Consider the following 25,053-nt stretch of genomic DNA (forward strand, 5'->3'; position numbering starts at 1 on the left):
GGGTCAGACCTCCAGGAGGGAGTCGAAGGCGGGCGGCAGCCGCTTCCAGGCCTCGCGGCCCGCGGCGTACTCCGCGTCGGTGAGCAGGCAGGAGTCGAGCAGCGCGGTCAGGCCGTCGCGGTCCAGGCCCGGCGAGGTGAAGACGAGGTGCTGGCAGCAGTCGCCGTGCTCGGGGTGCCAGTCCAGGGCGGCCGCGGCCCGGCGCACCGGCGGGACCATCTCCCAGGCGGCGTCCGGCAGCGAGGCGAGCCAGGGGCCCGCGTTCTCCACGCAGAGCGCGCCGCCCGCCGAGTCCCAGGCGAGCAGGGTGTCGGGCCGGTCGGCGAGCCAGAACCGGCCCCGGCTGCGGGCGGCCGCACAGCACAGGTCCTCAAGCGCCGCGTACAGCCGCTCCGGGTGGAAGGGCCGGGTGCGGTGCCAGACGTACGTGCCGACGCCGGCGTCGTCCGCGTCCTGCGGCAGCAGCGCGCAGGCCGGATGCTGGCGGGCGGCGGCCGCCTCCACGTCGAAACCGGCGAAGGCGGCTTCCGCCAACTCGCCGGATTTATAGGGGATTTGGCGGGCCGTCGGATGGAGCTGGGCGAGCAGGGCGCGGTCCTCGTCGTCCGCCTGCTCGGAGTCCACGATGGCCAGGACCGGTGCGTACTCCAGCTGGCGGGCCCAGGTGTCGGCGACCGTGCGCTGGTCGGACGCGGCCGCGGCGAGTCCGGCCTCGGCGAGGTCGTCGCCGTTGCCCAGGCACGGGAGCAGGAGCGCCGGGTCGACGGCGGTGATGACCGAGGTGACCGTCAGGAACTCGCCGTGGGCCGCGACGACCTCGGCCATCGCCTTCGGCTCGACCGAGTCCCAGAGCTCCACGACCGCGAGCCGGGTGCGGCCGCCGCCCGCGAGGCGCTCCAGCTCGGGGACCAGGTCCTCGCGCAGGGCGCAGCAGGCGCAGTCGTTGACCAGCGGGACCTCGCCCTCGTCGCGTACGACCAGGGTGTCGCGGACCGTGCGGCGGACGGTGCCTTCGGCGGCCGCCGCCAGGTCGTGGTGGAGCGCGACGCTGCCGGGCACGATGCGCAGCAGCCGCTCCACCACGGCCCGGCGGGCGTCCGCGTGCAGCCCGCCGACGATCGCGACGGGCAGCTTCTGATCGGTCATGCCTTTCCGTACCGCCGCTCGAAGCGCTCGACGCGGCCCGCCGTGTCCAGCACGCGGGCGTTGCCCGTATAGAAGGGGTGGCTCAGGCTGGAGATCTCCACGTCGACGACGGGGTAGACGTTGCCGTCCTCCCACTCGATCCGCTTGGCCACGCTCGATACGAGCGTGGAGCGGGTCAGGAAGGCGTGGCCCGCGGCCTTGTCACGGAAGACGACGGGCCCGTACTCGGGGTGGATAGAGGGCTTCATCGCTGGTCAGCGCTCCTCTCGGAAGTCGACGTGGCGGCCGGCCACGGGGTCGTACTTGCGGATGGTCAGGCGGTCCGGGTCGTTGCGCCGGTTCTTGCGGGTGACGTACGTGTAGCCGGTTCCGGCCGTGGAGCGGAGCTTGATGACCGGGCGGAGTTCGTTGCGTGCCATGACCCCCAGTATATGGAAATGGTTTTCATTTGCAAGAGCCGCTAGGGTGGGCCCCGCCCCATCGACTTCTCCGAGAGGAACGGACATGTCCGCCCACTGCCAACTGACCGGCGCCGAGCCGGGATTCGGCAACCGCATCTCGCACTCCCACCGGCGCACCTCCCGCCGCTTCGACCCCAACATCCAGCGCAAGCGGTACTGGCTGCCGAGCGAGGGCCGCCATGTGCGCCTGGTGCTCAGCGCCAAGGCGATCAAGACGGTCGACGTCATCGGCATCGAGGCCGCTGTCGCCCGGATCCGTGCGCGGGGAGTGAAGGTCTGATGGCGAAGAAGAGCAAGATCGCGAAGAACGAGAAGCGCAGGGCCGTCGTCGCCCGCTACGCGGCTCGGCGGGCCGTGCTTACGGCGGTCATCCGCAGCACGTCCTCCGGCGAGTCCGAACGGGCGGCGGCGCAGCGCGAGTTGCAGCGCCAGCCGCGGGACGCGAGCGCCACGCGGGTACGCAACCGCGATGCCGTGGACGGCCGGCCGCGCGGACATTTCCGGAAGTTCGGCCTGTCCCGGGTACGGCTGCGGGAGGAGGCCCACGCCGGGTTCCTGCCGGGTGTGCGCAAGTCCTCCTGGTAGGGCTCCAAGGCTTGGCTGGTAGCTTGTCGCGGTCCCGAACACCGTTCACAGGGGGAAGACAAGCCGTGCACAGGCACATACGTACCGCCGGATTCGCCGCCGCCGGGCTCTCGGTCGCACTCGTACTGACCGGCTGCGGCAGCAGCGGCAAGAAGTCCGACCCGCCGGCCGCCAAGTCCCCGGCGGGGAGCAGCAGCGCGCCGTCCGCGCCGGACGGCGGCGGAACTCCGGCCAAGAGCAGTGATCTGCAAGGGAGTTGGACCGCGACCACCGGTGGCAAGACGGTCACGATGGCCGTCGCGGGCAAGACCGCGGCCCTGCTCTCGCCGCATGTGTGCTCCGGCACCGCGGCCGAGGCCGGGGGCATGATGATGATCACCCTGAAGTGCGCGGACCGGAACACCGAGCGCACCCAGGGCATGGCCACGGTCAAGGGCGACACCCTTGAGGTCAAGTGGGAGGGCTCCGGGACGGACACGTTCACCCGGGGCAAGGCGGGCACGCTCCCGAGCAATCTCCCCACGGCCGGACTGCCGACCCCGCCGTCCCCGTAACTCCCCTATTACTAAGGGGAGTTGGACGGCGTAAGGGCGTCGGTCAGGTCATCCAGGCAGTGCAGGACCAGACCGGCTCCCCGGCGCACCACCCGGTCGGGCACGCCCTCGCCGTCCCAGGCGGCGAGGGCCTGCTCGACCTCCGCCCAGCGCGGCACCCGCCGCTCGCGCACCGCCTTGGCGCCCTGCTCGGTGGCGCCCCGCAGCGCCTCGGCGAGCTTCGCGGCGGCCGGCACCGCAACCGCGTCCCGGTCCGGCAGATGCGCCTCCATCAACATGGCCGTACGCCCCAACTGACGCAGCGCGCGGGCCGCTTCGTCGGCCGCCGAACGCGACAGTCCCCGGTGCCGGACCGGCTCGTGCCTGGCCTTGTCGAGGGCTTCCTGCCAGGCGATGCGGGCCGCCCGGGTGCCGAGCAGCGCCCGGCGGATCTCGCCGGAGCCGCGGCCGGGGTCGGCGTACTGGTCGATGACGGCGGCGGCGTACCGGCCGTCCGCGACCAGCCAGTCGGCGAGCCGGGTGCGCAGCCTCGGCGTCTCCCAGGCCGGGTAGAGGGCGTACGAGACCATCGCGAGCGTCCCGCCGAGCAGGGTCAGGAACACCCGGTCGGGCACCGTCTGGGTCCACTGGAGGCCGCCCATGCCGAGCAGGAACACGACGTACGCCGAGACGCAGCCGCTCAGCACCGCGTACCCCGTACTCATCAGCAGGTACGCCAGGAACGCGCAGGTCACCGCGATGGCGGCGGAGGTGGCGGTGTCCGGGTGGGTGAGCTGCACGATGCCGGTCGCGAGCGCCACGCCGACGAGGGTGCCGCCGAACCGGGCGACCGCGCGGGCGTACGTGAGCGAGAAGTCCGGCCGCATCACCATCACGGAGGCCATCGGGGCCCAGTAGGCGTGGCCGAGCGGGAGGGCGTGGCCGAGGAGGTAGCCGGCCGTCGCCACCGCGCAGACCCGCACCGCGTGCCGGAAGACCGGTGAGTCGCGGCGGCCCAGCTCGGCGCGCATGGTGCGCAGCGCGACCGGCAGCAGGCGGAGCAGGGTGGGCCTCAGCAGCGGGGCCGCGCCTTCGTCGGTGCCGCTGCCGCCCGCCGTCTCGACCACATCGGCGAGCAGCGCGGTGAGCCGGGCGGCGGCGCGGCGGGCCGGCCCGGTGAGGATGGCACCGGTGTCGGGGGTGGCGAGCGCGGCCTTCGCCCCCGGCGGGATGCGGACCGGCTCGCCGTGCCGCACGGCCCGCGCGGCGGCGTCCATGACGGTCGCGGCGGCGGCGAGCAACTCCCTGACCCGGTCGCGTTCCACGCCCTCATCGGGGACGCCGAGCGCCGGGTCGGCGAGCGAGGCGAGGACCGGCCTGATCCGCTCGGCGACGCCCCGGGCGCCGTGCAGTTCGGCGGGGCGGCGGCGGGCCTCGCGCGGGGTGACGGCGGCCGCGAGCCGGGCTGTCATCAGGGGCTGCGGGTCGAAGGGGGCGACCGGGTCGTGCCGCAGCCGGCGCGCGTAGTCGGCCACCGCGGCCAGCGCGTCGGCGAGCGCGTCGCGCTGCGCGCCCCATCTGCGGATCGGGAAGACCACGACCAGAGCGGCCTGTACGACCCCGCCGAACGCGATCATCGCGGCGTGGCCGGCGGCGTCGGCGAGCGAACTGGGCAGGGTGACCGTGACCAGCATGATCGCCACGTTCGAGGAGGCGATCACACCGACGGTCGGACCGACCGCCCACGACAGGCCCGCCCCGAACGTCCACACGGCGAGCAGCAGCAGGAAGAACGGCGAATGGGTGCCGACGAGATAGCCGAGGAACGTCGAGATCGCGAGGGAGAGGCCGGAGGCGAGCGCCAGTACGGGCCGCGGGCGCCAGCTGCGCTGGTACGTGGCGATGGCGCCCTGGAACGCGCCGAACGCGGAGCTCGCGGCGACGGCGGGGGCGAAGAGGGTGAGGCTGATGCCGACGACGATGGCGAGGCCGGCCGCTCCGCGCAGGGCGACGAGGGGTTCGAGTCGGCGGCGCTCGACCGTGAGCCCCGAGCGCGTGGTCTCCTTCAGCGCGCGGAGCCAGCCCATGCTTTTGAGCGTAGTGGGCTGCTTACCACCCTGCCGCTTCCGGACCCTGGGGGCGCTGCCCCCAGACCCCCGCTCCTCAAACGCCGGAGGGGCTGGATTTTGCCCTGCCCAGCACGGAACGGCGCCCCCGCTGCGTCCTCAATCGCCGGACGGGCTTGATTGGTGCCGGTCAGGGTTGGATTCCTTTGGACCTGCCACCCCGGTGCGCCTGGTCCGCTGCCGCACGGCCGTGCGTCCAGCCCTCCTCGTCCGTCGCGCCGCGCACCCTCGTCGTCACCGTCTTGGGGAACATCTCCTCCGCGCGGCCCGCCACCGCCACCGCGCGGGTGGCCAGGACCGGGAGGAGGTCACCGCCGAACTCCTCCGCCACATGGCGGGCCGTCGCGGCGAGGAGGTCGCCGAGGCGGTTGGCGTAAGCCAGGAGGAAGGACTGGCGGAAGGTCTTGGTGCGCTTGCGGCCGCCCGCCCGCTGCGCGGCCTCCGCGCGGGTCATCGCGGCCGTGCCCTGCACGAGGAGGGAGGTGTAGAGGAGTTCCACCGCTTCCAGGTCGCCCTCGAAGCCGACGACCGTCGAGAAGCCGAGCTCCGAACTCCACACCGCCCGGCAGTGGTTGGCGCCGGCGACCGCGTCGAGCAGGATCGCCTTCGCCGTCTCGTACGGCGCGTCCACCCCGATCCGGCAGGCCCCCGGCACCTCGCCGCCCGGCCCGCGCCCCGCGAGCAGCGCCTCGTCCACGCTGTGCCGGGCCATCAGCTCCTGCGCCTTGGCGCTGAGCGCCTCCGCCTCCTCGGGGAACCCGGTCGCCTCGGCCTTCGCGAGCAGCGCCCGGATCCGGGCCAGCATCTTCGGCTCGCCGTGCACCGGCGGCCCGATCGGCGCGGCCCCCGGCACCGGGCCGACCGGCTCGATCGCGGGCAGCCGCAGCAGCAGCCGGTACAGCTCCAGAACGGCGGTGGCGTACGAGAAGCGGTCCGCGCGCCAGGCCTCACCGGGCAGCTCGTCGACCTGCTCCTGCCAGCGCGCGGGCAGCCGCTCGTAGCGGGCGAGCTCGGCGCGGACCAGGGTGCTCAGGATGCGCACCTGCGGCTCGTCCAGGTCGCGCCGTACGATCCGTACGACATCGGCGGGCTGCCAGCCCCGCTCCCAGGCCCGCCTGACGAACTCCCGCCCCCGCAGGGCGAGTTCACCGTCCGCGTCGGGCGCGGCGGCGAGCAGTGAGGCGCCGGTGTCCAGGCCCGCGTCGCCCTCGATGTAGAGGGCCGCCGCGAACGCCCGGTCCACGGCCTCCTTGGCCTCGACGGCTTCCACCACGTACCTCCCGCGTCCTCGCACGACAGGTGTTCCCGTGCCGCTTCGCCGACTCTATGACGGAGGTCGCGGGTGCGTGACGGCCGGATGTGAGTGCCGAGGGGTTCTCGTCGTCCACAGGCTGTGGACAACATTTCAGGGCGTGAACCCTCGCGCCCGGCGCGGTCGTACGCCATGGTGGCCCGGATGCCCTCGCGGCCGGGGGACCCCCGCCCGAGGAGGCGCCGCGGACCGCCCGCCAGGGCCGCTTCGGCGCGCCGACCGCCGGATGCGGACGCGCGGTGAAACCGTCTGGCGGTACGGGGCGTCCAACAGCCCGGAGCACCCGGTTCCGTACCCCGCCGACCGCCTCCGGCGCGCCGCACGTCCCAGCGCGCTTGAAATCCGGGTCCGCTGGGCACCCGAAGGGACAACGAAGGAGAGGATCGCCGTGTTTCGCCTGCGCACCGCACCCCTTGCCGCGATCGCCGTACTCACCGCCGCACTGACCCTGACCGCCTGCGGCGGCGGCAGCGGCTCCGGCAAGGTGGCCACCAGCGACACCCCGAGCGGCACCGGCACCGGCACCGCGTCCGGCTCGCCCGGCACCGGCGGCGGGAGCATGGCGCCCTCCGGCGGCAGCACTGGAGGCGGTACGAACGCGGGCACCGGCACCGGCGCCGACCACGGCGGCAACCACTGCGCGACGTCGCAGCTCACCTTCGGCGTCAGCCCCAGCAGCGGCGCCAAGTCGGACGGCTCGCAGGGCACGGTGACCGTCACGCTCACCAACAAGGGCACCAAGTCCTGTGCGATGAAGGGCTATCCGGGGGTCGATCTGGTGGGCGGCGCCACCAGGTGGCCGCTGACCCGGGGGACCGCCGAGACCCCGGCGACGGTCACGGTCCGGCCCGGCGCGACGACCACCTTCAACATCTTCTACCTGCCGTTCACCAAGGGCAGCGGCCAGGAGTTCACGCCGAAGAGCATCGTGATCACCCCGCCGAACGAGACCCACTCCCACACCCTGCCCTGGACCTACTCCTCGGTCCTGCTCCAGGACGGGGCGACACATCCGGGGACGTACATCAGCCCGGTAGGGTCCAAGTAGGCTCCCCTGCCGTTCAGTTGACGCCTCACAGGCCCGCGCCCGTGAGCCGGTTGGCGAAGGTGGACAGCGTGTAGGTGCCGATGCCGAGGACGACTTCGAGGGCGTTCTGCTCGGTGTACCCGTACGAGAGGAAGTCCTTGACGGTCTCGTCCTCGACCCCGCCCGCCTTCGCGAGCACCGCGAGCGTGAAGCGGCGTACGGCATCGAGCTTCGGGTCGGCGAGCGGGCGCTGCTCGTGCAGGGCGCCCACCAGGTCCTCGTCCGCGCCCAGCGTGCGCAGCTTGCCGGTGTGCATGGCCACGCACACGTGGCATTCGTTGCGGACGGCCACCGTCATGATGACGACCTCGCGCGCCAGCGGCTCCAGGGTGGACTGCTCGAAGATCCCGCTCACCGCGAGGAAGCCGTCCAGCATGTGCGGGGAGGTGGCCATCCTGGCGACCGGCGAGGCGAGGCCGCCGAGGTGGCGGATGGTGGCCTCCATCGACTTGCGCGAGGCGGCGGGGGCCGATTCGAGGGTGTGCTCGGTGAATGCCATGTGGGACCTCTTCCATACGGTCCGGAACCAGGGTCCGGACCTGAGAATCCAGGGGTCCGGACCCGAGGATCCAGCGGGCCCGGAACTAGAATGGACAACGTGGTTGACGAAGAAAAGGTAAACCAGGTTGTCGATTCGCGCAATGCACAGGGCGCCGGGCGGCCCGCCCGCACCGCCCCGAGCGCCGGACGGCGCACAGGCGCGCCCCGGAGCGGCCCCGCGCCGCAGCCCGACGCCCCCGGATACGAGCTCCCCCTGCTCCTCTTCGCCGGGTTCCGCTCGCTCATCGACCGGCTGCACGCCGAGCTGGCCCGCCAGGGCCACCCGGACATCCGGCCCGCGCACGGCTTCGCCCTCCAGGCCATCGGGCTGCCCGGATCGACCGCGAGCGAGATCGGGCGGCGGCTCGGCGTCTCCAAGCAGGCGGCGGGCAAGACCGTGGACCGCCTCATCGCCCTGGGCTACGCCGAGCGCGCCGACGACCCCGCCGACGCCCGCCGCAAACTGGTCCGCCTCACCCCGCACGGACTCGACGCGCTCGGCCGCTCGGCCGCCATCTTCGATGACCTGAGGGCGAGTTGGGCCGACACCCTGGGCGGCGACCGGCTGCGCGAGCTTGAGGCGTCGCTGCGTACGGCCGTCCCGCCGGAGGCCTTCCGCCTCGACGCGTCGAGCTGGCTGGGAAGTTGAGCGAAAGCCTGCGTAGAGGTTGCGCGAAACCCTTGCCTAGAGCTTGCTCCAACCGGCTTTGATGGGCCCATGAAGTACACACAGCTCGGACGCACCGGACTCCAGGTCAGCCGTCTCGTCCTCGGCACGATGAACTTCGGCGGCGAGACCGACGAGGCCACCAGCCACGCGATCATGGACGCCGCCCTCGACGCGGGCATGAACTTCTTCGACACCGCCGACATATACGGCGTGGACGAGGAGAAGGGGCGCACCGAGAAGATCCTCGGGTCCTGGTTCGCGAAGGGCGGCGACCGCCGCGACAAGGTGGTCCTCGCCACCAAGATGTACGGCGACATGACACAGGGCACCGCCTGGAACGGCACCCCCTGGCCCAACCACAACAAGCTCTCGGCGGTCAACATCCGCCGCGCCGTGGAGGCTTCGCTCCAGCGCCTCGGCACCGACCACATCGACGTCTACCAGTTCCACCACGTAGACCGCGCGACCCCCTTCGAGGAGATCTGGCAGGCGGTCGACGTCCTCGTGCAGCAGGGCAAGATCCTCTACGCGGCCTCCTCCAACTTCCCCGGCTACAAGATCGCCCAGGCCAACGAGACCGCCGCCCGCACCGGCCGGCTCGGCCTGGTCAGCGAGCAGTGCCTCTACAACCTCTTCGAGCGCCGCGCCGAAATGGAGGTCATCCCCGCCGCCCAGGAGTACGGCGTCGGAATCATCCCCTGGTCCCCGCTGCACCAGGGCCTGCTCGGCGGCGCGCTGCGCAAGGAGCGCGAGGGCGCCGGTTCGCGCACCACCAGCGGCCGCTCCGGCGCGGGCCTGGCCGATCCGGCCGTACGCGCGCAGATCCAGGCGTACGAGGACCTGCTCGCCAAGCACGACCTCGACCCCGGCGAGACCGCGCTCGCCTGGCTGCTCTCACGGCCCGGCGTCACCGGCCCCATTGTCGGCCCGCGCACCCCCGCCCACCTCGAATCGGCGCTGCGCGCCGTGGAGTTGGAGCTGAGCGGGGAGGTGCTGGCCGCGCTCGACGACATCTTCCCGGGCCCCGGGACGTCGCCGGAGGCCTTCGCCTGGTAGGACGTACGCACCACGACGGGCCGGGACCGCAAAGTCCCGGCCCGTCCTCTTGCCTGGAGCGCACTCAAGGACGTTGGCTGGATTCCCATGAGGTACACGCAGCTCGGACGCACGGGTCTTCAGGTGAGCAGGATCGTCCTGGGGACGATGAACTTCGGACCGCAGACCGACGAGGCCGCCAGCCACGCGATCATGGACGCCGCGCTCAGCGCGGGCATCAATTTCTTCGACACCGCCAACGTGTACGGCTGGGGCGAGAACAAGGGCCGTACCGAGGAGATCATCGGCAGCTGGTTCGCCCAGGGCGGCGGCCGGCGCGACAAGACCGTCCTCGCCACCAAGCTCAACGGCAACATGGCCGCGGGCGAACCCTGGCCCAACCACCACAAGCTGTCGGCGGTCAACATCCGCCGCTCCGTCGAGGCTTCGCTCCAGCGCCTCGGCACCGACCGGATCGACGTCTACCAGTTCCACCACGTCGACCGCCTGACCCCCTTCGAGGAGATCTGGCAGGCCATCGACGTCCTGATCACCCAGGGCAAGATCCTGTATGCCGGATCGTCCAACTTCCCCGGTTACAAGATCGCCCAGGCCAATGAGCTCGCCGCCCGCACCGGGCGCCTGGGCCTGGTCAGCGAGCAGTGCCTCTACAACCTCGCCGAGCGGCGCGCCGAGATGGAGGTCGTCCCGGCCGCCCGGGAGTACGGGCTCGGGGTCATCCCCTGGTCGCCGCTGCACGGCGGGATGCTCGGCGGGATCCTGCGCAAGGAGCGGGAGGGCGCGGGCTCGCGTTCCAAGGGCGGGATCGCGGCCCAGTCCCTCGCGGACCCGGCGGTGCGCAATCGGGTCCAGGCGTACGAGGACCTGCTCGCCAAGCACGATCTCGACCCCGGCGAGACCGCGCTCGCCTGGCTGCTCTCGCGGCCCGGCGTGACCGGTCCCATCGTCGGCCCGCGCACGGCGGAGCAGTTGGACGCGGCGGTGCGGGCGGTCGAGCTCGACCTGTCCGGGGAGGTGCTGACCGCGCTGGACGAGATCTTCCCCGGCCCCGGCCCCTCGCCGGAGGCCTTCGCCTGGTAGTCGTTACGGGCGGGCGGCCGTCCTCGGAGCCGGTGTCCAGACCCCGCCCGGGTCCGGACAGAGTCAGGACACAGGCTCTCAGCCGACGGCGGCCGCCACCGCCACGACGACGAACATCAGCACGAGCACACCGGCCATGATCCGGTTCCTGGTCTTCGGGTCCACCCCTTGAGCCTAACCGGCCCCGCCGAGCGGCCAGCGGGCGACCGTCTCGTACCGGGGCCGTTCGCCGGGTACGCCGCTGTGCGGGAGGGTGCTGCGGACCAGGGCCAGGTCCTCCACCTGCCACGAGGTGCCTTCGAACGCGGCGAGCTCCGCCACGTACGGGCGCAGGTCCACGGGCGTGCGGGACCGGGCCAGGGTGAGGTGCGGCACGTAGCGGCGGTGCTTGTCCATGGGGATGCCGGAGCGGCGTGCGGCCGCGTCGGCGCGTTCGGCGAGCAGCCGCAGCGGGTCGAGGGCGCCCGCGACCCCGGCCCACAGGGCGTGCCCGTCGAAGCGGCCGCCGCCGTGCAGCCGCAGCGCGAAGGGCTCGGTGCGGCGGGCCGCCCGGCCGAGCCGCGCGTACAGCTCGTCAAGGAGCGCCTCGTCGGTCTCGCCCAGGAACGCGAGGGTGAGGTGCCAGCCGTCCCACCCGGTCCAGCGCAGCGCGTCCGCACCGGGCAGCGCGCCCAACTTCCTTACGGCGAAGCCGAGTTCATGCAGGGCTGGGGCTGCGGGAAGTACGGCGGCGAAGAGTCGCATGGGGACAGTTAAGAGCAAGATCGGGCTTCGGTGCGGGCGACCCCCTCAGACGGCCTGGGCTCGCGTACGCGGAGAAACGGCCCGGCCCCCGATGACAGGGCCGGGCCGTTCCGTGTTCCGTCAGGCGGCCGCCACCAGCGACTGCTTGCGCGGTACGAACTCGACGTGCCGGTGTCCCGGGCGTACGTCGACCTTCAGGCGCAGGTTCGCCGCGCGGGCCAGCATCAGGCCGACGCCGATCGCCGCCGCGCCGCAGATCAGGCCGCCGAGCGCGAGGCTGACGCGGACGCCGTAGACATCGGTCAGCCAGCCGAAGAGCGGGCCGCCGAGCGGGGTGCCGCCGGTGAACACCATCATGAACAGGCTCATGACGCGGCCCCGCATCTCGGGGTCGGTGGCCATCTGCACCGAGGCGTTGGCGGTCACGTTCACCGTCAGGCCGAGGATCCCGACGGGGATGAGCAGCGCCATGAACACGCCGAGGCCGGGGGCGCCGGCGGCGACGAGTTCGAGGACCGCGAACAGCAGCGCCGCGAGCGCGAGGACCCGTAGCCGCGTGGTGCCGCGCCGGGCCGCGAGCAGCGCGCCGATCAGCGAGCCGATCGCCATGAGGCTGTTGAACACCCCGTACATGCCGGATCCGCCGTGGAAGACGTCGGAGGCGTACGCGCTCAGCCAGATCGGGAAGTTGAACCCGAAGGTGCCGACGAAGCCGACGAGCACGATCGGCCAGATCAGCTCGGGCCGCTCGGAGACGTACGCGAGTCCCTCCCGCAGCTGGCCCTTGCCGCGCGGGGCGAGCTTGGTCGGCTGGAGTTCCTTCGTGCGCATCAGCGTCAGGCAGAGCAGCGGGGCGGTGAAGGACAGGCCGTTGGCGAGGAACGCCCAGCCGGGGCCGACGGCCGCCATGACGGCGCCCGCGACGGCGGGGCCGACGAGCCGGGCGGACTGGAAGTTCGCCGAGTTGAGGCTGACCGCGTTGCGTACCCGGTCGGGGCCGACCATCTCGGAGACGAAGGACTGCCGGGTCGGGTTGTCGACGACGGTGACCAGGCCGGTGAAGAAGGCGGTCAGGTAGACGTGCCAGACCTGGACGTTGCCGGACAAGGTCATCACGGCGAGGAAGAGCCCGCCGAGTCCCATCGCGGCCTGCGTCACGAACAGGATGTTCCGCTTGGCGAACCGGTCGGCTATGACGCCGCCGTAGAGGCCGAACAGGAGCATCGGCAGGAACTGCATGGCGGTGGTGATGCCGACCGCCACCGAGGAGCCGGTGATGGTCAGGACCAGCCAGTCCTGGGTGATCCGGGCCATCCAGGTGCCGATGTTGGACACGATGGCGCCGGAGAAGAACAGCCGGTAGTTGCGGACCGCGAGCGAGGAGAACATCCCCCCGCCGCGCTTGTTGTAGGTGGGGGTCGGTGCGGGGGCGGATGGTGATCCGGTTCCCGTACTCAAAAAGGGTTCGCCTCCTAGCTATGCGCCTTACAGGTGTGCGAGCTTCTCCAGGACCGGGGCGGCCGCGCGCAGCTTCGCCCACTCGTCCTCGTCCAGGCCTTCCACGAGGGAGGCCAGCCAGGCGTTGCGCTTGCGGCGGCTCTCTTCGAGCATCGCCTCGGCCTCTTCGGTCTGGCTGACCACCTTCTGGCGGCGGTCATCGGGATGCGGCTCCAGCCTGACCAGGCCCTTCGCCTCAAGGAGCGCGACGATGCGGGTCATCGACGGCGGCTGGACGTGCTCCTTGCGGGCCAGCTCACCGGGGGTGGCCGAACCGCAGCGGGCGAGCGTGCCGAGCACCGACATCTCGGTCGGGCTGAGCGATTCGTCGACGCGCTGGTGCTTGAGGCGCCGGCTCAGCCGCATGACGGCCGAGCGCAGGGAGTTCACGGCGGCGGCATCCGCGCCGCTGCCGTGGGGCAGGTCAGACATGTTCGTTAGAGTAACTCATTACTCTGGCTAAATACCACCGCTCCGGATCCGGGTGTCCAGCGCCACACCGGTGCCACCGCGCCACACATCACTCGAACGAGTGAGACCTGCGCGGAAAGTGACGCGCCCGGGCGGGCCGGGCGGCGACCCTCGTCCCATGGGGACCAGCGTGCTCAGCCTGCGGATTGACGGTGAGCTGCTCGAACGGCTCAGGCACCATGCCGCGAAACGCCAGATGAGCGTCCAGGACTATGTGGTCCGGACGCTCATACGCGACGACTTCGACGAACGCTTCAACGCGGCGGTCGACGAGACGGAGAAGTTCTACGGGCCACGTGAGCTACGCGAGTTACGGGGCGGCGTGAGCTACGTGAGTCCCAGCGCCTACGTGAGCCCGAGCGCCGGCATCAGGTAGTAGAAGGTGAACACCGCCGAGACGATGTACATCGCGACCGGGATCTCGCGGGCCCGGCCGGCCGCCAGGCGCAGCACCGTGAAGGTGATGAAGCCCATGCCGATGCCGTTGGTGATCGAGTACGTGAACGGCATCATCAGCATCGTCACGAACGCCGGGACGGCGATCGTCCAGTCCGCCCAGTCGATCTCCCTGATCGACGCGGACATGATCAGGAAGCCGACCGCGAGCAGTGCCGGGGTGGCCGCCTGGGAGGGCACCATCGTGGCGAGCGGGGTGAGGAAGAGGGAGATGGTGAAGAGCCCGCCCGTCACCACGTTCGCGAGGCCGGTGCGCGCGCCCTCGCCGACACCCGCCGTGGACTCCACGAAGCAGGTGGTGGCCGACGAGGAGGAGGCGCCGCCCGCCGCCACGGCGATGCCGTCGACGAACAGGACGCGGCTCATGCCGGGCATGTTGCCCTGGGCGTCGGTCAGTCCCGCCTCGTCGCTGATGCCCATGATCGTGCCCATGGCGTCGAAGAACGTCGAGAGCAGCACCGTGAAGACGAAGAGGATGCCGGTCAGCAGGCCGACCTTGGAGAACCCGCCGAAGAGGCTGACGTGGCCGACGAGCCCGAAGTCCGGGGTGTCGACGGGGTTGCCCGGCCACTTCGGGGTGGTCAGACCCCAGGACGGCACGGTGGTCACCGCGTTGATGATCATCGCGAGGCCGGTCATCGCGACGATGGAGATCAGGATCGCGCCGGGCACCTTGCGGACCATCAGCGCGAGCGTGAGCAGCACGCCGAGGATGAAGACGAGCACCGGCCAGCCCAACAGGTGCCCGTTGCCGCCGAGTTGAAGCGGCACGGTGGTGTGCGCGACGTCCGGGATGCGCGAGACGAAGCCGGAGTCGACCAGGCCGATCAGCATGATGAACAGGCCGATGCCGATCGCGATGCCCTTGCGCAGTCCGAGCGGCACCGCGTTCATGACGCGCTCGCGCAGACCGGTGGCGACCAGGAGCATCACCACGAAGCCGGCCAGGACGACCATGCCCATGGCATCGGGCCAGCTCATCCGGGGGGCGAGCTGCAGGGCGACCACGGTGTTGACGCCGAGCCCCGCCGCGAGCGCGATCGGCACATTGCCGATGACGCCCATGAGCAGCGTGGTGAAGGCGGCGGTGAGCACGGTGGCGGTGACCAGCTGCCCGCTGTCGAGCTGGTGCCCGTACATGTCCTTGGCGCTGCCGAGGATGATCGGGTTCAGCACGATGATGTACGCCATCGCGAAGAAGGTCGCGAATCCGCCACGGATCTCGCGGGCGACGGTGGAACCCCGCTCGGAGATCTTGAAGTAGCGGTCCAGGCCGTTCATGCGGAACCTCAGTCGTGACGGGGGCGGGGAAACGGCACGTACCCGAGCTTCTTTGGACGTTTTAACGAACAGAATGAGTCAGCCGTAAGCCGTTTCAGTATGAATACATAAGTCGAAGATCACCATCTCCGCGCGTAGACCCAAGGGGATCCTGCGCGCAGCCGTCTGAACAGAGGGCGGAAAGGCCGCGCCCTACACTGATCGCATGCCTGCGTTTCCCAAGGGAGCACCCCAGCACGAGGCGCCGGAGCCCCTTGAGGGCCCGGTGGTCGCCACCGTCACCGGCGGCACGATCCTCTGGTTCGTCCTCTTCCTCGTCCAGCTCCCCTTCTACGGCTGGTTCGACGCGCACGGCCATCTGTGGTGGGTGTGGACCTGCCTGGCCGGCGGCGGGCTCGGCCTGATCGGCATCTGGTACGTGCGCGGCCGCGACGCGGCACTGAAGCGGCACGCCGCCCAGCAGGCAGCCGAGAAGGAATAGCCGCAAGAGCCGAAAGTCACCGGCCGCCGGGACCTGCGTACCGCCAGAGGACCATTCGTCTCCTCCCAGGGTCGGATGTTCGGCCGTCCCGGCAGGTGAAGCGCCCAAACCCCCCGTACCGTCGAAATCATGACGCAGCGCGCCAACATCGACGCCGGGGCGGAACTCGACCCCGTCCATCCCGTGCAGCCGCCACCGGCACGGCGGGCGGGCGGTCTGACCACCGCCGAGGTCGCCGAGCGGGTCGCGCGCGGCGAGGTGAACGACGTACCCCTCCGCAGCAGCCGCTCCACCGCCGAGATCGTCCGCGGCAACGTCTTCACCCGGTTCAACGCGATCATCGGTGTGCTCTGGGCGGTCATGCTCGTCGTCGCGCCGATCCAGGACAGCCTCTTCGGCTTCGTGATCATCGCCAACACCGGCATCGGCATCATCCAGGAGATGCGGGCCAAGAAGACCCTGGACGGGCTCGCCGTCATCGGCGAGGCCAAGCCGACCGTACGGCGCGACGGCAGGGCCGCCGAGATCTCCACCTCCGAGATCGTGCTCGGCGACGTCATCGAGCTCGGGCCGGGCGACAAGATCGTGGTCGACGGCCAGGCGGTCGAGGCGGACGGCCTGGAGGTCGACGAATCCCTGCTGACCGGCGAGGCCGATCCGGTCCTCAAGAAGCCCGGCGACAAAATGATGTCGGGATCCTTCGTGGTCGCGGGCGGCGGCGCGTTCACCGCCACCAAGGTCGGCCGCGAGGCGTACGCGGCTCAACTGGCCGAGGAGGCCAGCCGGTTCACCCTCGTCCACTCCGAGCTGCGCAGCGGCATCTCCACCATCCTCAAGTACGTCACGTGGATGATGATCCCGACCGCCATGGGCCTGGTCATCAGCCAGCTCGTGGTGAAGAACAACAACTTCAAGGATTCCATCGCCCGCACCGTGGGCGGCATCGTCCCGATGATCCCGGAAGGCCTCGTCCTGCTCACCTCGGTCGCCTTCGCGATCGGCGTCATCCGCCTCGGCCGCAAACAGTGCCTGGTCCAGGAACTCCCCGCGATCGAGGGCCTGGCCCGCGTCGACGTGGTGTGCCTCGACAAGACGGGCACGCTCACCGAGGGCGGCATGGACGTCACCGAGCTCCGCCCGCTGAACGGCTCGGACGAGATGTACGTACGCAAAGTGCTCGGCGCGCTCGGCGAGTCCGATCCCCGGCCGAACGCCTCCCTCCAGGCGATCATCGACGCCTATCCCGACAGCGAGGTGTGGCGCTGCACCGAGTCACTGCCGTTCTCCTCGGCCCGCAAGTACAGCGGCGCCGCGTTCAGCGAGGGCGACGGCGAGAACAGCACCTGGCTGCTCGGCGCGCCGGACGTGCTCCTGAAGCCGGGCGACCCGGTGCTGACCGAGATCGACACCCTCAACGAGAAGGGCCTGCGCGTCCTGCTCCTGGCCCGCGCGTCCCGCGAACTCGACGACCCCGACATCGCGTCCGACGCCAAGGCCGGCGCGCTGGTCGTCCTCGAACAGCGACTGCGGCCGGACGCCGCCGACACCCTGCGCTACTTCGGCGAGCAGAACGTCAAGACCAAGGTCATCTCCGGCGACAACGCGGTGTCGGTCGGCGCGGTGGCCGGAAAACTCGGCCTGCCCGGCGCGGCGGACACCGTGGACGCCCGCCAACTCCCCGCCGGCCAGGCCGAGATGGCCGAAGTCCTCGACGCCAACGCGGTCTTCGGCCGGGTCACCCCGCAGCAGAAGCGCGACATGGTCGCCGCCCTCCAGTCACGCGGCCACACGGTCGCGATGACCGGCGACGGCGTGAACGACGTACTGGCCCTGAAGGACGCCGACATCGGCGTATCGATGGGCTCGGGCTCGGAGGCGACCCGGGCGGTCGCCCAGATCGTCCTCCTCAACAACAGCTTCTCGACGCTGCCTTCGGTGGTGGCGGAGGGCCGCAGGGTGATCGGCAACATCACCCGGGTCGCCACGCTCTTCCTCACCAAGACGGTGTACTCGGTCCTGCTGGCCGTCCTGGTGGTCTGCTTCCAGGTCGAATACCCCTTCCTCCCCCGGCACTTGACCCTGCTCTCCACCTTCACCATCGGCATCCCGGCGTTCTTCCTGGCCCTCGCCCCCAACAAGGAGCGCGCCAAACCGCACTTCGTACGGAGGGTGATGCGGTACGCGATCCCCAGCGGGGTCATCGCGGCGGTGGCCACGTTCGTCACGTACATGATCGCGCGGGCGTACTACTCGGGGCCGGGCGAGCTGGACGCGCAGACCAGCGTCACCACGCTCACCCTGTTCCTGGTCTCGATGTGGGTCCTGGCGATCATCGCCCGCCCCTACACGTGGTGGCGGATCGCCCTGGTGCTCTCGATGGGCGTGGCGTTCCTGCTGGTCCTCGCGGTGCCGTGGCTCCAGCACTTCTTCGCGCTGAAGCTGGTGGGGGCGGTCATGCCGTGGACCGCCGTCGGCATCGCGGTGGTGGCGTCGGTGGTCCTGGAGCTGGCGTGGCGCTGGGTGGGCCGCCGCTGGCCGGACTAGGGAGGATTCCCCACCCCGCCCCTTCCCGAGACCCTCCGGGGGTGAGATTCGGGTGCGGGCCGGTGGTCCTGGGGCTCCGCCCCAGACCCCGCTCCTCAAACGCCGGAGAGGCTCAACCCGTTGAGCCTCTCCGGCGTTTGACTAGTCGAACCAGCGGTCCCGGGCCAGTTCCTCCGTCCGTGACGGGTCCTCAAGGAGTGCCGCCACCTCGAAGCGGCGCGGCCACTGGCCCGCCGCCCAGGCGAGACCGGCCGCCACCCCCTCAAGCGTCGCCGCATGCACCGTGCCGTCGACCGGACGGCGCCAGTCCAGCTCCACACCCCCCGCCATCAGCGACTCGTGCTCGACGTACGTCGCGGGCGTGGCAGGCCCGAGCAGCACCCGCACCCGCTCCGGCACCGCGTGCTCCACCCCCACCGTCGCCACCTCCGCATCCCCGGACTCACTCAGCCGCCCCACCTGAAGCAGCTCCGCGAGCTCCGCCGCCCGCGCCGGGGCGACCGGCAGCAGGGCCACGCCGCCCGCGAGGGGCAGCAGATCGGGCGCGTCCGCGACCACCGCGTCGGCCGCGTCGACCACCCGGACCTCCCCGTCCACCACGGCCCGCAGCTCATCGGGGAGCGTGACCTGCTCGGGGTCGAGGTACGCCAACGCCGTGTACAGGGCGTGCAGTTGAGTCCCCGACACCGGGCGGTCCTCGTCGGCCAGGCGGCCGAGGAGCTCCGCCGCGCCGCCGGGTTCGTCGAGCAGCGCGGCCACCGAGGTGCGTACCCCCAGGGCCCGCAGGACCTGCACGTCATCGAAGCCGGTCGCGTCCGCCGACTCGTACAGACCGGCGAGCAGCGGATCGGAGCCCGCCGCACGCAGACCGGCGGGCCGCCGGCCGCCGAGCACCGGGTGATCGCGCAGCCACCAGGCGGTGTAGGGGCGTACGGACTCGGTCGTGCCGTCGGGGAGCAGCACGCGCACCGGCTGGATCAGGGCGTCGCGCAGCGGCGGCTGGGCGAGCAGGGCCAGCGCCCGCGGCCAGGCGTCGTCGTCCACCAGGTCGAGATCGCGTACGGCGACGATCTCGGTGGCGACCGGCGGAACGGGAGAGTCCGGCAGGCGGTCGAGGACGTCCTCGCACCACACGTCCACCGCGTCGAGCAGGCCCGCGTCGTCCGGCTCCGCGAAGTCGCCCTCGCGGGGCTCCAGTTCGTCCGGGTCCAGGACGACATCGGTGGTGCGGACGAGGGCGAAGGTGGCGAGCACCCCGCAGGCGGTGAGCGGCTGCTCGCCCCAGCGGCTTGCCAACTCGCGGTCGACCTCGGCGAGTTCACCCTCGCGGATGACGGCGGCGAAGGGCGAACCGGGCAGGACGAGTTCACCGGCGGGGGCGAGTTCGCCGTCCTCGTCGGGCAGCGCGAGCGCCCCGAGCCAGGGTTCGTCGCCGGGCGCGAGATTCGCCTCGCGCACCAACGCCAGTACGGTGTCGGCGAGTTCGTCGGCGTCGAGGACGTCGGCCTCGCCGTCGTACCAGCTGTCGTTGTCCAGCGAGGCGGCGACGGCGGCCCGTACCTGAGGGGTCGTCAGGACGGCGCGGGGGGTGGCGGGCAGCGCGCCCAGTTTTTCGAGCAGTGGGTGCGCGGCGTCCGGGTGCGCGACCTTCAGGCCGAGGCGGGCGAGGTCGCGGGGGGTGTCGGCGAGCGGCAGCAGGATCTGCCGGGGGCCGATCGCGGTACGGCCGCCCGCGAGCGGTACCGGAAGCCCGGACAGCCGGTCGGGGTCCACCCCGGCGAGCGTGTCGTAGAGCCGGTACCACCACTCGGGGGCGCGTTCGGCACCGGCGATCCGCTCGATGGCGTCGCCGAGCGAGAGCCGCCCGACCTCCAACGCCCGCAGTTCCGGGCGGCGTTCGAGACCGGCGGGCAGCAGGGTGGGCAGGACCTCGGCGAGGACCCGTACCGTGTCGGCGCCCGCGCCCTCGACCACCTCGGCCTCGAACGGGCGCAGCGCGACGAGCTCCTCGGTCGGCGCGGCGGGCGCCAGGAAGGCGACCCGGGGCAGCCGGTCCAGGACCGCCGCGCGCAGGGCTCCGTCCAGCTCGCCCCGGCCCAGCGGGCCCGGCACCAGGTCGACGGTGGCCGTGGACACCGGACGCCAGGCGCCCAGGAGTTCGGCGTACGCGTCGGCCGCGCGCGCCACCAAGAAGTCGGTGAGCGGGCCGGGCGCGGGGTGGCGGCGCGCGGTGTCCAGCGGGAACGACGCGATGAGCAGCGCCGGTACGCCCAGCGGCTCGTCGGTGGGCGTGGGCGCGTGGACGACGGCGGCGGTACGGGGCCGCTCGGGCGCCCCCTCCTCGTCCACCGGCACCGCCCACGTCACCGTCCAGTGCGGGCGCAGCCGCTCCTCGACCGGGCGGTCGGCGAGCAGCTCCTTGCCGATCGGGCCGTGATGGCTGACGGTGCGCCAGCGGTGGGTGCGCTCGTCTCGGCTGTCCTCGATGTGCACGTACTCCTCGTGCACCGACCGCCTCAACACCCGCGTGGAGTCCGGGGTTTCGACGACGATCTCGCTCAGCCCGGGGAGGGTGAGCAGCAGCGCGTCGTCAATGCCGTCCAGGAGGCGGCGTACGAGATCCTCCGCGGTGCCGTCGCGCAACGGCAGCACCACGACGGTGTCGTACCCCTCGGGGGCGGCGCCCTCGGCGGGCAGCGGCAGCCTGAGCAGCGGTACGTGGCCGTCCCGGCGGCGCAGTTCGTCGCCCAGGCCGGGGCTGGCCTGGGCGGCCTCGGCGGCCAGCTCGCGGGCCTCGGCGAGCGACCACCGCACGCCGCCGGTGCGGCCCACCAGGGCGGGCTCGTCGCTGACGGCGAGCACCGCGGCGAACCCGACGCCGAACCGGCCAACGGCTGCCTCGGTGTCGGCGCGCTTGGCCGAGGCGCGCAGCGTGGACAGCGACTCGACGCCGGCGGCGTCCAGCGGGGCGCCGGTGTTCGCGGCGGCGAGCACGGCGGGGGTGTCCTGGTCGGCGGGGTGCAGGGTCAGCCGCAGCCGGCCGGTGGTGTGGACGCGGGCGGCGGCGTCGGCGGCGTTCTGGGCCAGCTCCACGACGAGGCGGTCGCGGTAGCCGCCCAGGGCGAGGTCCTCCTCGGCGTTGGCGTCCTCGCGGAACCTGGCCGGGCCCGCGCCCCAGGCGTTCAGCACCCCTCGGCGCAGCCGTGCCGTGCCGAAGGGGTCGGCCCCTCCGGCCGCCATCGCCTTGACGATCACGCCGTACTCCGCTCTGTCCGTCCCGGCACCGATGCCGGGAAGTGAATGCGGCCCGAAGGTACCGCGCGGGCCGGGGCCGACTTCAATTCCCCCACCCCGCCCCTCCCCGAAACCGCGGGTTCCACCCCCGGCCCCCGCTCCTCAATCGCCGGAGGGGCTGGGTTTGGATGCGGGCGGGGGCCGACACGCCGAGGGGGCGGAGCCCCCGAAGGGGGGGCAGGGGGTGCAGGGGCGAAGCCCCAGGGCTCGGGCTTCCCAACCCCCGGCACGGGCAGGTGGGCAACCCGCCAGGGGTGCAGGGGGCGCAGCCCCCGCCGGGTTCGAGGGGCGGAGCCCCTCAGGGGGTCTGGGGCGAAGCCCCAGGGGCCAGCCTCCCCAACCCCCTGCACGGGCGGGCGGGTGGGCAAACTCCCCGGGGGGGCCGGGGGCAGAGCCCCCGAGCGGGTCTGGGGCGCAGCCCCAGGAGGCCCGGGCGATCCAACCCCGAGCAACGGGCGGGAGGGCAAACCCCCTGGCCTGGGTGGGCTACGAGTGGCCCAGGTCGTCGGACACCGCGTCCGGCGCCTCCGGCACCGACCCCTCGTCCCGCACGGGATGCAGCGGGAAGGCATCCGGCGCCACCGTGTCCAGCACCGGCGGAGCCGGCCGCGGCGGCTTCGGCATGACCGCCGCCTCGGAGTGCCCGCCGCAGCCGTAGTCCAGGGCCACGACATGCCCGTCCGCCGGACCGAATTCGTTGGCGCAGATGCCGAAGGCCTGCGAGAGGGAGCCCGCGATCGGGACCAGGAACGCGCAGGACACGCAGGACGCCGGAGCCGCCTGGGCCATCGCGGTCTTGCCGCCGTGGGACTCCTCCCAGCGGTCGGCTGCCGCGTGCAGCCCGTACCGCGACAGGACCCGCGCCCGGCGCATGCCGAGTTCTTCCGCGACGGCCGCGATGGAGCCGCGGGTGGTGGCCGCCGGGGCCACCAGCTCGGCGTCCTCCGCCTCGACCCGCTCGGCCATCTGCTCGGAGACCACGGAGTTCGGCGGCGGGGCGTCCTCACCGGAGTACCCGGGCTCAAGGCGCAGATCGTCGGCCTCGGTGGGCAACAGGTCGCCCGGGCCCATGTCGCCGGGGCGCAGCCGCTCGCTCCACGGCACCCACTCGGGGGCCTGCAGGGCGTCAGGCCCGGGCAGCAGAACCGTCTCGTCGAGGGTGACCAGCTTGGCCCGGGAGGCCCGCGCGACGGTCACCGCCCAGCGCCAGCCCCGGTACCCCAGCTCCTTGCACTCGAAGAAGTGCGTGACGACCCGGTCGCCCTCCGAAGCCAGGGCCACATGCTCGCCGACCACACCCGGCGCGGCGGCTTCCTCCGCCGCCTCGCGGGCTAGGTCGACCGCCTCGGCGCACAGGCGGTCAGGGGTACGGCTTCGCGTCGTCGCAGCACTCACAGGTCTCGCTTCTCTCCTACGCCGTCTCACGGGTGCGCCGGGGAGCCGAATCCGTACGGGTGGCGGGCGGAGCGGACCAGGGGGCCGCGTCAACGTCCGCGCCCGAGCGATCAACTGCCCAGCAGCTGTCCAGTTCACTGGCCGGGGACCCCGGTAGCTCGTGACGAGCCTGGGGGGCGCACCTTCTGCAATCCATTCTGCGGGATCGCGGGAAGGCGCGCGGCCATGGGCAGCCGCGGGCGGCGCGCCTGTCACGCTACCCCCTTCGTGGCCCCCGGCCCACCTGCACGTCCGAATCCCGGTTCGGGTCGGACGGGCTTGGGGCACTATGACGGGGTGGCAACCGCAAGGTCGTCGGGGTCTTCGGACGGGTCCGGCCGCCTCCGCAGAGCGGGGCGGGCGCTCGGCCGCGCCCTGCATCTGCCCTTCACCGGCACGGCCCGCTCGATCAGAAAAGCCACCCACGCGCACGGCGCCGGTGAGTCGGGCCTCGGCAAACTGATCGAACTGCACGCGGTGAACGGCGCCGGTGACGTCATGATCACCGTCGCCCTCGCCTCGACCGTGTTCTTCTCCGTGCCGACCGACCAGGCGCGCGGCCGGGTCGCCCTCTACCTCGCCATCACCATGGCGCCGTTCACTCTCCTGGCGCCCGTGATCGGCCCGCTGCTCGACCGGATGCCGCACGGCCGCCGCGCCGCGATGGCCGGCGCGATGCTCGCCCGCGCCGTGCTCGCCCTCACCATGTCCGGCGCGGTCGCCACCGGCGGCCTGGAGCTCTACCCGGCGGCCCTCGGCGTGCTGGTCGCCTCGAAGGCGTACGGCGTCGTCAGGAGCGCCGTGGTGCCGCGGCTGCTGCCACCCCGCTTCTCGCTGGTGAAGGCGAACTCGCGGGTCACCCTCGCCGGGCTGCTCGCGACGGGCGCCGCCGCCCCGATCGGCGCCGGGCTCTCCCGCATCGGGCCCCAGTGGCCGCTGTACGGGGCGTGCTGTGTCTTCGCGGGCGGTACGTTCCTGGCCTTCACGCTGCCGCACAAGGTCGACTCGGCGAAGGGCGAGCACAAGGCGCGGCTCTCCGACCGGGGCGGTCAGAAGCCCAGCCTGCGCACGGTCGGCGTATCCGTACAGAACGGCCTGTACGCCAATGCCGCGCTCCGCTCGCTCTCCGGGTTCCTGATCTTCTTCCTGGCGTTCCTGCTGCGCGAGCACCCGCTCGCCGGGCAGAGCGCGGCGGTCTCGCTCGGCATCGTCGGCGTGTCCGCCGGGGTCGGCAACGCGCTGGGCACGGCGGTCGGCTCGCTGCTGCGGGCGCGCGGGCCCGAGGTTCTGATCGTGACGATGCTGACGACCGCGCTGGGTGCCGCGGTGCTGTCCGCCGCGTTCTTCAGCGGCCTGATGGTGGCCGTGCTCGGCGCGACCGCCGGGTTCACCCAGGCGCTGGCCAAGCTGGCCCTGGACGCGATGATCCAGCGGGACGTACCGGAGGAGGTCCGCACGTCCGCGTTCGCCCGCTCCGAGACGCTGCTCCAGATGGCCTGGGTCCTCGGCGGCGCCATCGGCATCGCGCTGCCGCTCAACGGCGTCCTCGGCATGTCGGTGGCCGCGGCTCTGCTCGGCCTGGGCGCGGCCGTCTCCGTACGCGCCCTGCTCGGCGCGGCCCGCCACGGCACCCCGCGCCGGCGGCTGGCCTGAACGGGGACCGGCGGCCTGATCAGCGGTCGGCCGGGCGGGCCGGCCGACACACCACTCCGCACCCCCGCGCGGCTTGGCTCGGGGCGACCGATAGCCTTCGGCCCATGACCGTTGCGTTCACTTCCGGTAGGACCCGCCGGGCCGGCGTCGCACTCGCCGCCGCCTCCGCCGGACTCCTCGTCCTCTCCGCCTGCGACAAGCCGACGCCTCTCGCGACCGTGACGGTCGGCACGAACTCCGTGAACACCGAGGCTTCCTGCAGCGGCGACGGCAAGCCGCTCGCCGAGGACAAGCTCACCAGTTGCCTGAGCGGCGTCAAGAACGCCAAGTCGATCGACTACGCGCCCGGCGCGACCCTGCGCCTCGGCGTCGACCCCAAGGTCGTCGAGAACGGCAGCAAGTGGATCGCGCTGCTCGACGGCAGCCCGATCACCGAGGCGTCCAGCCAGACGTACCGGAGCTTCCCCGGCGCCGACGTCTTCTCCACCGGCGGGCAGGGCGCCGCGCCGAAGGAGAAGAAGGTCAGCATCGTGCAGGTCGACAAGGACAACAAGCCCGAGTCGGTCTGGAGCTTCACGCTCAAGCGCACCAACTCCTGACGA

24 protein-coding genes are annotated in these 25,053 nt (G+C 72.2%); 12 read left to right on the forward strand and 12 right to left on the reverse strand.

The annotated features are described in order from the left end of the window. Positions 1-3: 3 nt before the first annotated feature. The 3 genes from ACIBK6_RS21325 to rpmG are packed head-to-tail and all read right to left on the reverse strand — an operon-like array spanning position 4 to position 1,565. A complete protein-coding gene (locus tag ACIBK6_RS21325) occupies positions 4-1,146 on the reverse strand; it encodes a CobW family GTP-binding protein (RefSeq protein WP_399052859.1) in 1,143 nt (380 codons plus the stop codon). Further along, positions 1,143-1,394 carry a type B 50S ribosomal protein L31 gene (locus ACIBK6_RS21330; protein ID WP_399052860.1) on the reverse strand — a complete coding sequence of 84 codons (252 nt, stop codon included), beginning with the start codon at positions 1,392-1,394 and terminating at the stop codon, positions 1,143-1,145. Before ACIBK6_RS21330 ends, ACIBK6_RS21325 begins: the two co-directional genes overlap by 4 nt. 6 nt (positions 1,395-1,400) lie before the next feature. Next, positions 1,401-1,565, reverse strand: coding sequence for a 50S ribosomal protein L33 (gene rpmG, locus ACIBK6_RS21335; protein WP_399052861.1), 165 nt, complete (start codon positions 1,563-1,565; stop codon positions 1,401-1,403). Between the two features lie 85 nt (positions 1,566-1,650). On the opposite strand from rpmG, the gene rpmB reads away from it, so the two are divergent. From rpmB to ACIBK6_RS21350, 3 genes are all read left to right on the forward strand, one after another. Next, entirely contained in the window at positions 1,651-1,887 is a 237-nt protein-coding gene (gene rpmB / locus ACIBK6_RS21340; RefSeq protein ID WP_399052862.1) for a 50S ribosomal protein L28, read from the forward strand. Beyond that, positions 1,887-2,192, forward strand: coding sequence for a 30S ribosomal protein S14 (gene rpsN, locus ACIBK6_RS21345; RefSeq protein WP_399052863.1), 306 nt, complete (start codon positions 1,887-1,889; stop codon positions 2,190-2,192). Before rpmB ends, rpsN begins: the two co-directional genes overlap by 1 nt. 65 nt (positions 2,193-2,257) lie before the next feature. Continuing rightward, positions 2,258-2,746 (forward strand): hypothetical protein, encoded by a 489-nt coding sequence (locus ACIBK6_RS21350; RefSeq protein WP_399052864.1) that lies wholly within the window; start codon positions 2,258-2,260, stop codon positions 2,744-2,746. Positions 2,747-2,757: 11 nt separating this feature from the next. On the opposite strand, the gene ACIBK6_RS21355 is transcribed toward ACIBK6_RS21350, so the two are convergent. Further along, positions 2,758-4,812, reverse strand: coding sequence for an FUSC family protein (locus tag ACIBK6_RS21355; RefSeq protein WP_399052865.1), 2,055 nt, complete (start codon positions 4,810-4,812; stop codon positions 2,758-2,760). A 169-nt stretch (positions 4,813-4,981) separates the two neighbouring features. Then, positions 4,982-6,121, reverse strand: coding sequence for a DUF2786 domain-containing protein (locus tag ACIBK6_RS21360; RefSeq protein ID WP_399052866.1), 1,140 nt, complete (start codon positions 6,119-6,121; stop codon positions 4,982-4,984). A gap of 430 nt (positions 6,122-6,551) precedes the next feature. On the opposite strand from ACIBK6_RS21360, the gene ACIBK6_RS21365 reads away from it, so the two are divergent. Then, positions 6,552-7,211: a DUF4232 domain-containing protein gene (locus tag ACIBK6_RS21365; RefSeq protein WP_399052867.1), complete on the forward strand. Its 660-nt coding sequence runs from the start codon at positions 6,552-6,554 to the stop codon at positions 7,209-7,211. A 25-nt stretch (positions 7,212-7,236) separates the two neighbouring features. Here the strand turns inward: ACIBK6_RS21365 and ACIBK6_RS21370 are convergent, their stop codons facing one another. After that, a complete protein-coding gene (locus tag ACIBK6_RS21370; protein ID WP_399052868.1) occupies positions 7,237-7,749 on the reverse strand; it encodes a carboxymuconolactone decarboxylase family protein in 513 nt (170 codons plus the stop codon). Positions 7,750-7,848: 99 nt separating this feature from the next. On the opposite strand from ACIBK6_RS21370, the gene ACIBK6_RS21375 reads away from it, so the two are divergent. The 3 genes from ACIBK6_RS21375 to ACIBK6_RS21385 all read left to right on the forward strand — a co-directional run bounded on the left by ACIBK6_RS21375 (position 7,849) and on the right by ACIBK6_RS21385 (position 10,596). After that, positions 7,849-8,439 (forward strand): MarR family winged helix-turn-helix transcriptional regulator, encoded by a 591-nt coding sequence (locus tag ACIBK6_RS21375; RefSeq protein ID WP_399052869.1) that lies wholly within the window; start codon positions 7,849-7,851, stop codon positions 8,437-8,439. Between the two features lie 69 nt (positions 8,440-8,508). Continuing rightward, on the forward strand, positions 8,509-9,516 hold the full coding sequence (locus ACIBK6_RS21380) for an aldo/keto reductase (RefSeq protein WP_399052870.1): 1,008 nt from the start codon (positions 8,509-8,511) through the stop codon (positions 9,514-9,516). Between the two features lie 87 nt (positions 9,517-9,603). Beyond that, positions 9,604-10,596 (forward strand): aldo/keto reductase, encoded by a 993-nt coding sequence (locus ACIBK6_RS21385; RefSeq protein WP_399052871.1) that lies wholly within the window; start codon positions 9,604-9,606, stop codon positions 10,594-10,596. A 174-nt stretch (positions 10,597-10,770) separates the two neighbouring features. Here the strand turns inward: ACIBK6_RS21385 and thpR are convergent, their stop codons facing one another. The 3 genes from thpR to ACIBK6_RS21400 form a co-directional block, all read right to left on the reverse strand. After that, positions 10,771-11,340: an RNA 2',3'-cyclic phosphodiesterase gene (gene thpR / locus ACIBK6_RS21390; protein WP_399052872.1), complete on the reverse strand. Its 570-nt coding sequence runs from the start codon at positions 11,338-11,340 to the stop codon at positions 10,771-10,773. A 120-nt stretch (positions 11,341-11,460) separates the two neighbouring features. Then, positions 11,461-12,798 carry an MFS transporter gene (locus ACIBK6_RS21395; RefSeq protein WP_399052873.1) on the reverse strand — a complete coding sequence of 446 codons (1,338 nt, stop codon included), beginning with the start codon at positions 12,796-12,798 and terminating at the stop codon, positions 11,461-11,463. 27 nt (positions 12,799-12,825) lie between these two features. Then, positions 12,826-13,269, reverse strand: coding sequence for a MarR family winged helix-turn-helix transcriptional regulator (locus ACIBK6_RS21400; RefSeq protein WP_399052874.1), 444 nt, complete (start codon positions 13,267-13,269; stop codon positions 12,826-12,828). A gap of 157 nt (positions 13,270-13,426) precedes the next feature. Between ACIBK6_RS21400 and ACIBK6_RS21405 the strand changes: the two genes are divergently transcribed. After that, positions 13,427-13,684: a ribbon-helix-helix protein, CopG family gene (locus tag ACIBK6_RS21405; protein WP_399052875.1), complete on the forward strand. Its 258-nt coding sequence runs from the start codon at positions 13,427-13,429 to the stop codon at positions 13,682-13,684. On the opposite strand, the gene ACIBK6_RS21410 is transcribed toward ACIBK6_RS21405, so the two are convergent. Continuing rightward, on the reverse strand, positions 13,654-15,045 hold the full coding sequence (locus tag ACIBK6_RS21410; protein ID WP_399052876.1) for an NCS2 family permease: 1,392 nt from the start codon (positions 15,043-15,045) through the stop codon (positions 13,654-13,656). The genes ACIBK6_RS21405 and ACIBK6_RS21410 overlap by 31 nt on opposite strands. 205 nt (positions 15,046-15,250) lie before the next feature. On the opposite strand from ACIBK6_RS21410, the gene ACIBK6_RS21415 reads away from it, so the two are divergent. Both ACIBK6_RS21415 and ACIBK6_RS21420 read left to right on the forward strand, forming a co-directional pair. Further along, positions 15,251-15,526: a DUF2530 domain-containing protein gene (locus ACIBK6_RS21415; RefSeq protein WP_399052877.1), complete on the forward strand. Its 276-nt coding sequence runs from the start codon at positions 15,251-15,253 to the stop codon at positions 15,524-15,526. A gap of 129 nt (positions 15,527-15,655) precedes the next feature. Next, the gene (locus ACIBK6_RS21420; RefSeq protein WP_399052878.1) at positions 15,656-18,070 is read left to right on the forward strand and encodes a cation-translocating P-type ATPase; all 2,415 of its coding nucleotides are present in this window, start codon (positions 15,656-15,658) and stop codon (positions 18,068-18,070) included. Positions 18,071-18,211: 141 nt separating this feature from the next. Here ACIBK6_RS21420 and ACIBK6_RS21425 read toward each other — a convergent pair whose 3' ends face one another. Together ACIBK6_RS21425 and ACIBK6_RS21430 are read right to left on the reverse strand one after the other, a co-directional pair. After that, entirely contained in the window at positions 18,212-21,310 is a 3,099-nt protein-coding gene (locus ACIBK6_RS21425) for a sacsin N-terminal ATP-binding-like domain-containing protein (RefSeq protein ID WP_399053051.1), read from the reverse strand. A 540-nt stretch (positions 21,311-21,850) separates the two neighbouring features. Next, a complete protein-coding gene (locus tag ACIBK6_RS21430; protein WP_399052879.1) occupies positions 21,851-22,759 on the reverse strand; it encodes a DUF3027 domain-containing protein in 909 nt (302 codons plus the stop codon). Positions 22,760-23,077: 318 nt separating this feature from the next. On the opposite strand from ACIBK6_RS21430, the gene ACIBK6_RS21435 reads away from it, so the two are divergent. After that, on the forward strand, positions 23,078-24,451 hold the full coding sequence (locus ACIBK6_RS21435) for an MFS transporter (protein ID WP_399052880.1): 1,374 nt from the start codon (positions 23,078-23,080) through the stop codon (positions 24,449-24,451). A gap of 104 nt (positions 24,452-24,555) precedes the next feature. Next, positions 24,556-25,050: a DUF2771 domain-containing protein gene (locus tag ACIBK6_RS21440; RefSeq protein ID WP_399052881.1), complete on the forward strand. Its 495-nt coding sequence runs from the start codon at positions 24,556-24,558 to the stop codon at positions 25,048-25,050. Positions 25,051-25,053 lie beyond the last annotated feature (3 nt).

It is taken from the genome of Streptomyces sp. NPDC050485, from assembly GCF_044458185.1.
Classification (GTDB): Bacteria; Actinomycetota; Actinomycetes; order Streptomycetales; family Streptomycetaceae; genus Streptomyces.

Coding starts and splice junctions, on each gene's coding strand:
- ACIBK6_RS21440 (WP_399052881.1), top strand. CDS start 24,556: ATGACCGTTGCGTTCACTTCCGGTAGGACCCGCCGGGCCGGCGTCGCA.
- ACIBK6_RS21410 (WP_399052876.1), bottom strand. CDS start 15,045: ATGAACGGCCTGGACCGCTACTTCAAGATCTCCGAGCGGGGTTCCACC.
- ACIBK6_RS21405 (WP_399052875.1), top strand. CDS start 13,427: ATGGGGACCAGCGTGCTCAGCCTGCGGATTGACGGTGAGCTGCTCGAA.
- ACIBK6_RS21330 (WP_399052860.1), bottom strand. CDS start 1,394: ATGAAGCCCTCTATCCACCCCGAGTACGGGCCCGTCGTCTTCCGTGAC.
- ACIBK6_RS21380 (WP_399052870.1), top strand. CDS start 8,509: ATGAAGTACACACAGCTCGGACGCACCGGACTCCAGGTCAGCCGTCTC.
- ACIBK6_RS21415 (WP_399052877.1), top strand. CDS start 15,251: ATGCCTGCGTTTCCCAAGGGAGCACCCCAGCACGAGGCGCCGGAGCCC.
- ACIBK6_RS21425 (WP_399053051.1), bottom strand. CDS start 21,310: ATGGCGGCCGGAGGGGCCGACCCCTTCGGCACGGCACGGCTGCGCCGA.
- rpmB (WP_399052862.1), top strand. CDS start 1,651: ATGTCCGCCCACTGCCAACTGACCGGCGCCGAGCCGGGATTCGGCAAC.
- ACIBK6_RS21355 (WP_399052865.1), bottom strand. CDS start 4,812: ATGGGCTGGCTCCGCGCGCTGAAGGAGACCACGCGCTCGGGGCTCACG.
- rpsN (WP_399052863.1), top strand. CDS start 1,887: ATGGCGAAGAAGAGCAAGATCGCGAAGAACGAGAAGCGCAGGGCCGTC.
- rpmG (WP_399052861.1), bottom strand. CDS start 1,565: ATGGCACGCAACGAACTCCGCCCGGTCATCAAGCTCCGCTCCACGGCC.
- ACIBK6_RS21385 (WP_399052871.1), top strand. CDS start 9,604: ATGAGGTACACGCAGCTCGGACGCACGGGTCTTCAGGTGAGCAGGATC.
- thpR (WP_399052872.1), bottom strand. CDS start 11,340: ATGCGACTCTTCGCCGCCGTACTTCCCGCAGCCCCAGCCCTGCATGAA.
- ACIBK6_RS21420 (WP_399052878.1), top strand. CDS start 15,656: ATGACGCAGCGCGCCAACATCGACGCCGGGGCGGAACTCGACCCCGTC.
- ACIBK6_RS21400 (WP_399052874.1), bottom strand. CDS start 13,269: ATGTCTGACCTGCCCCACGGCAGCGGCGCGGATGCCGCCGCCGTGAAC.
- ACIBK6_RS21370 (WP_399052868.1), bottom strand. CDS start 7,749: ATGGCATTCACCGAGCACACCCTCGAATCGGCCCCCGCCGCCTCGCGC.
- ACIBK6_RS21325 (WP_399052859.1), bottom strand. CDS start 1,146: ATGACCGATCAGAAGCTGCCCGTCGCGATCGTCGGCGGGCTGCACGCG.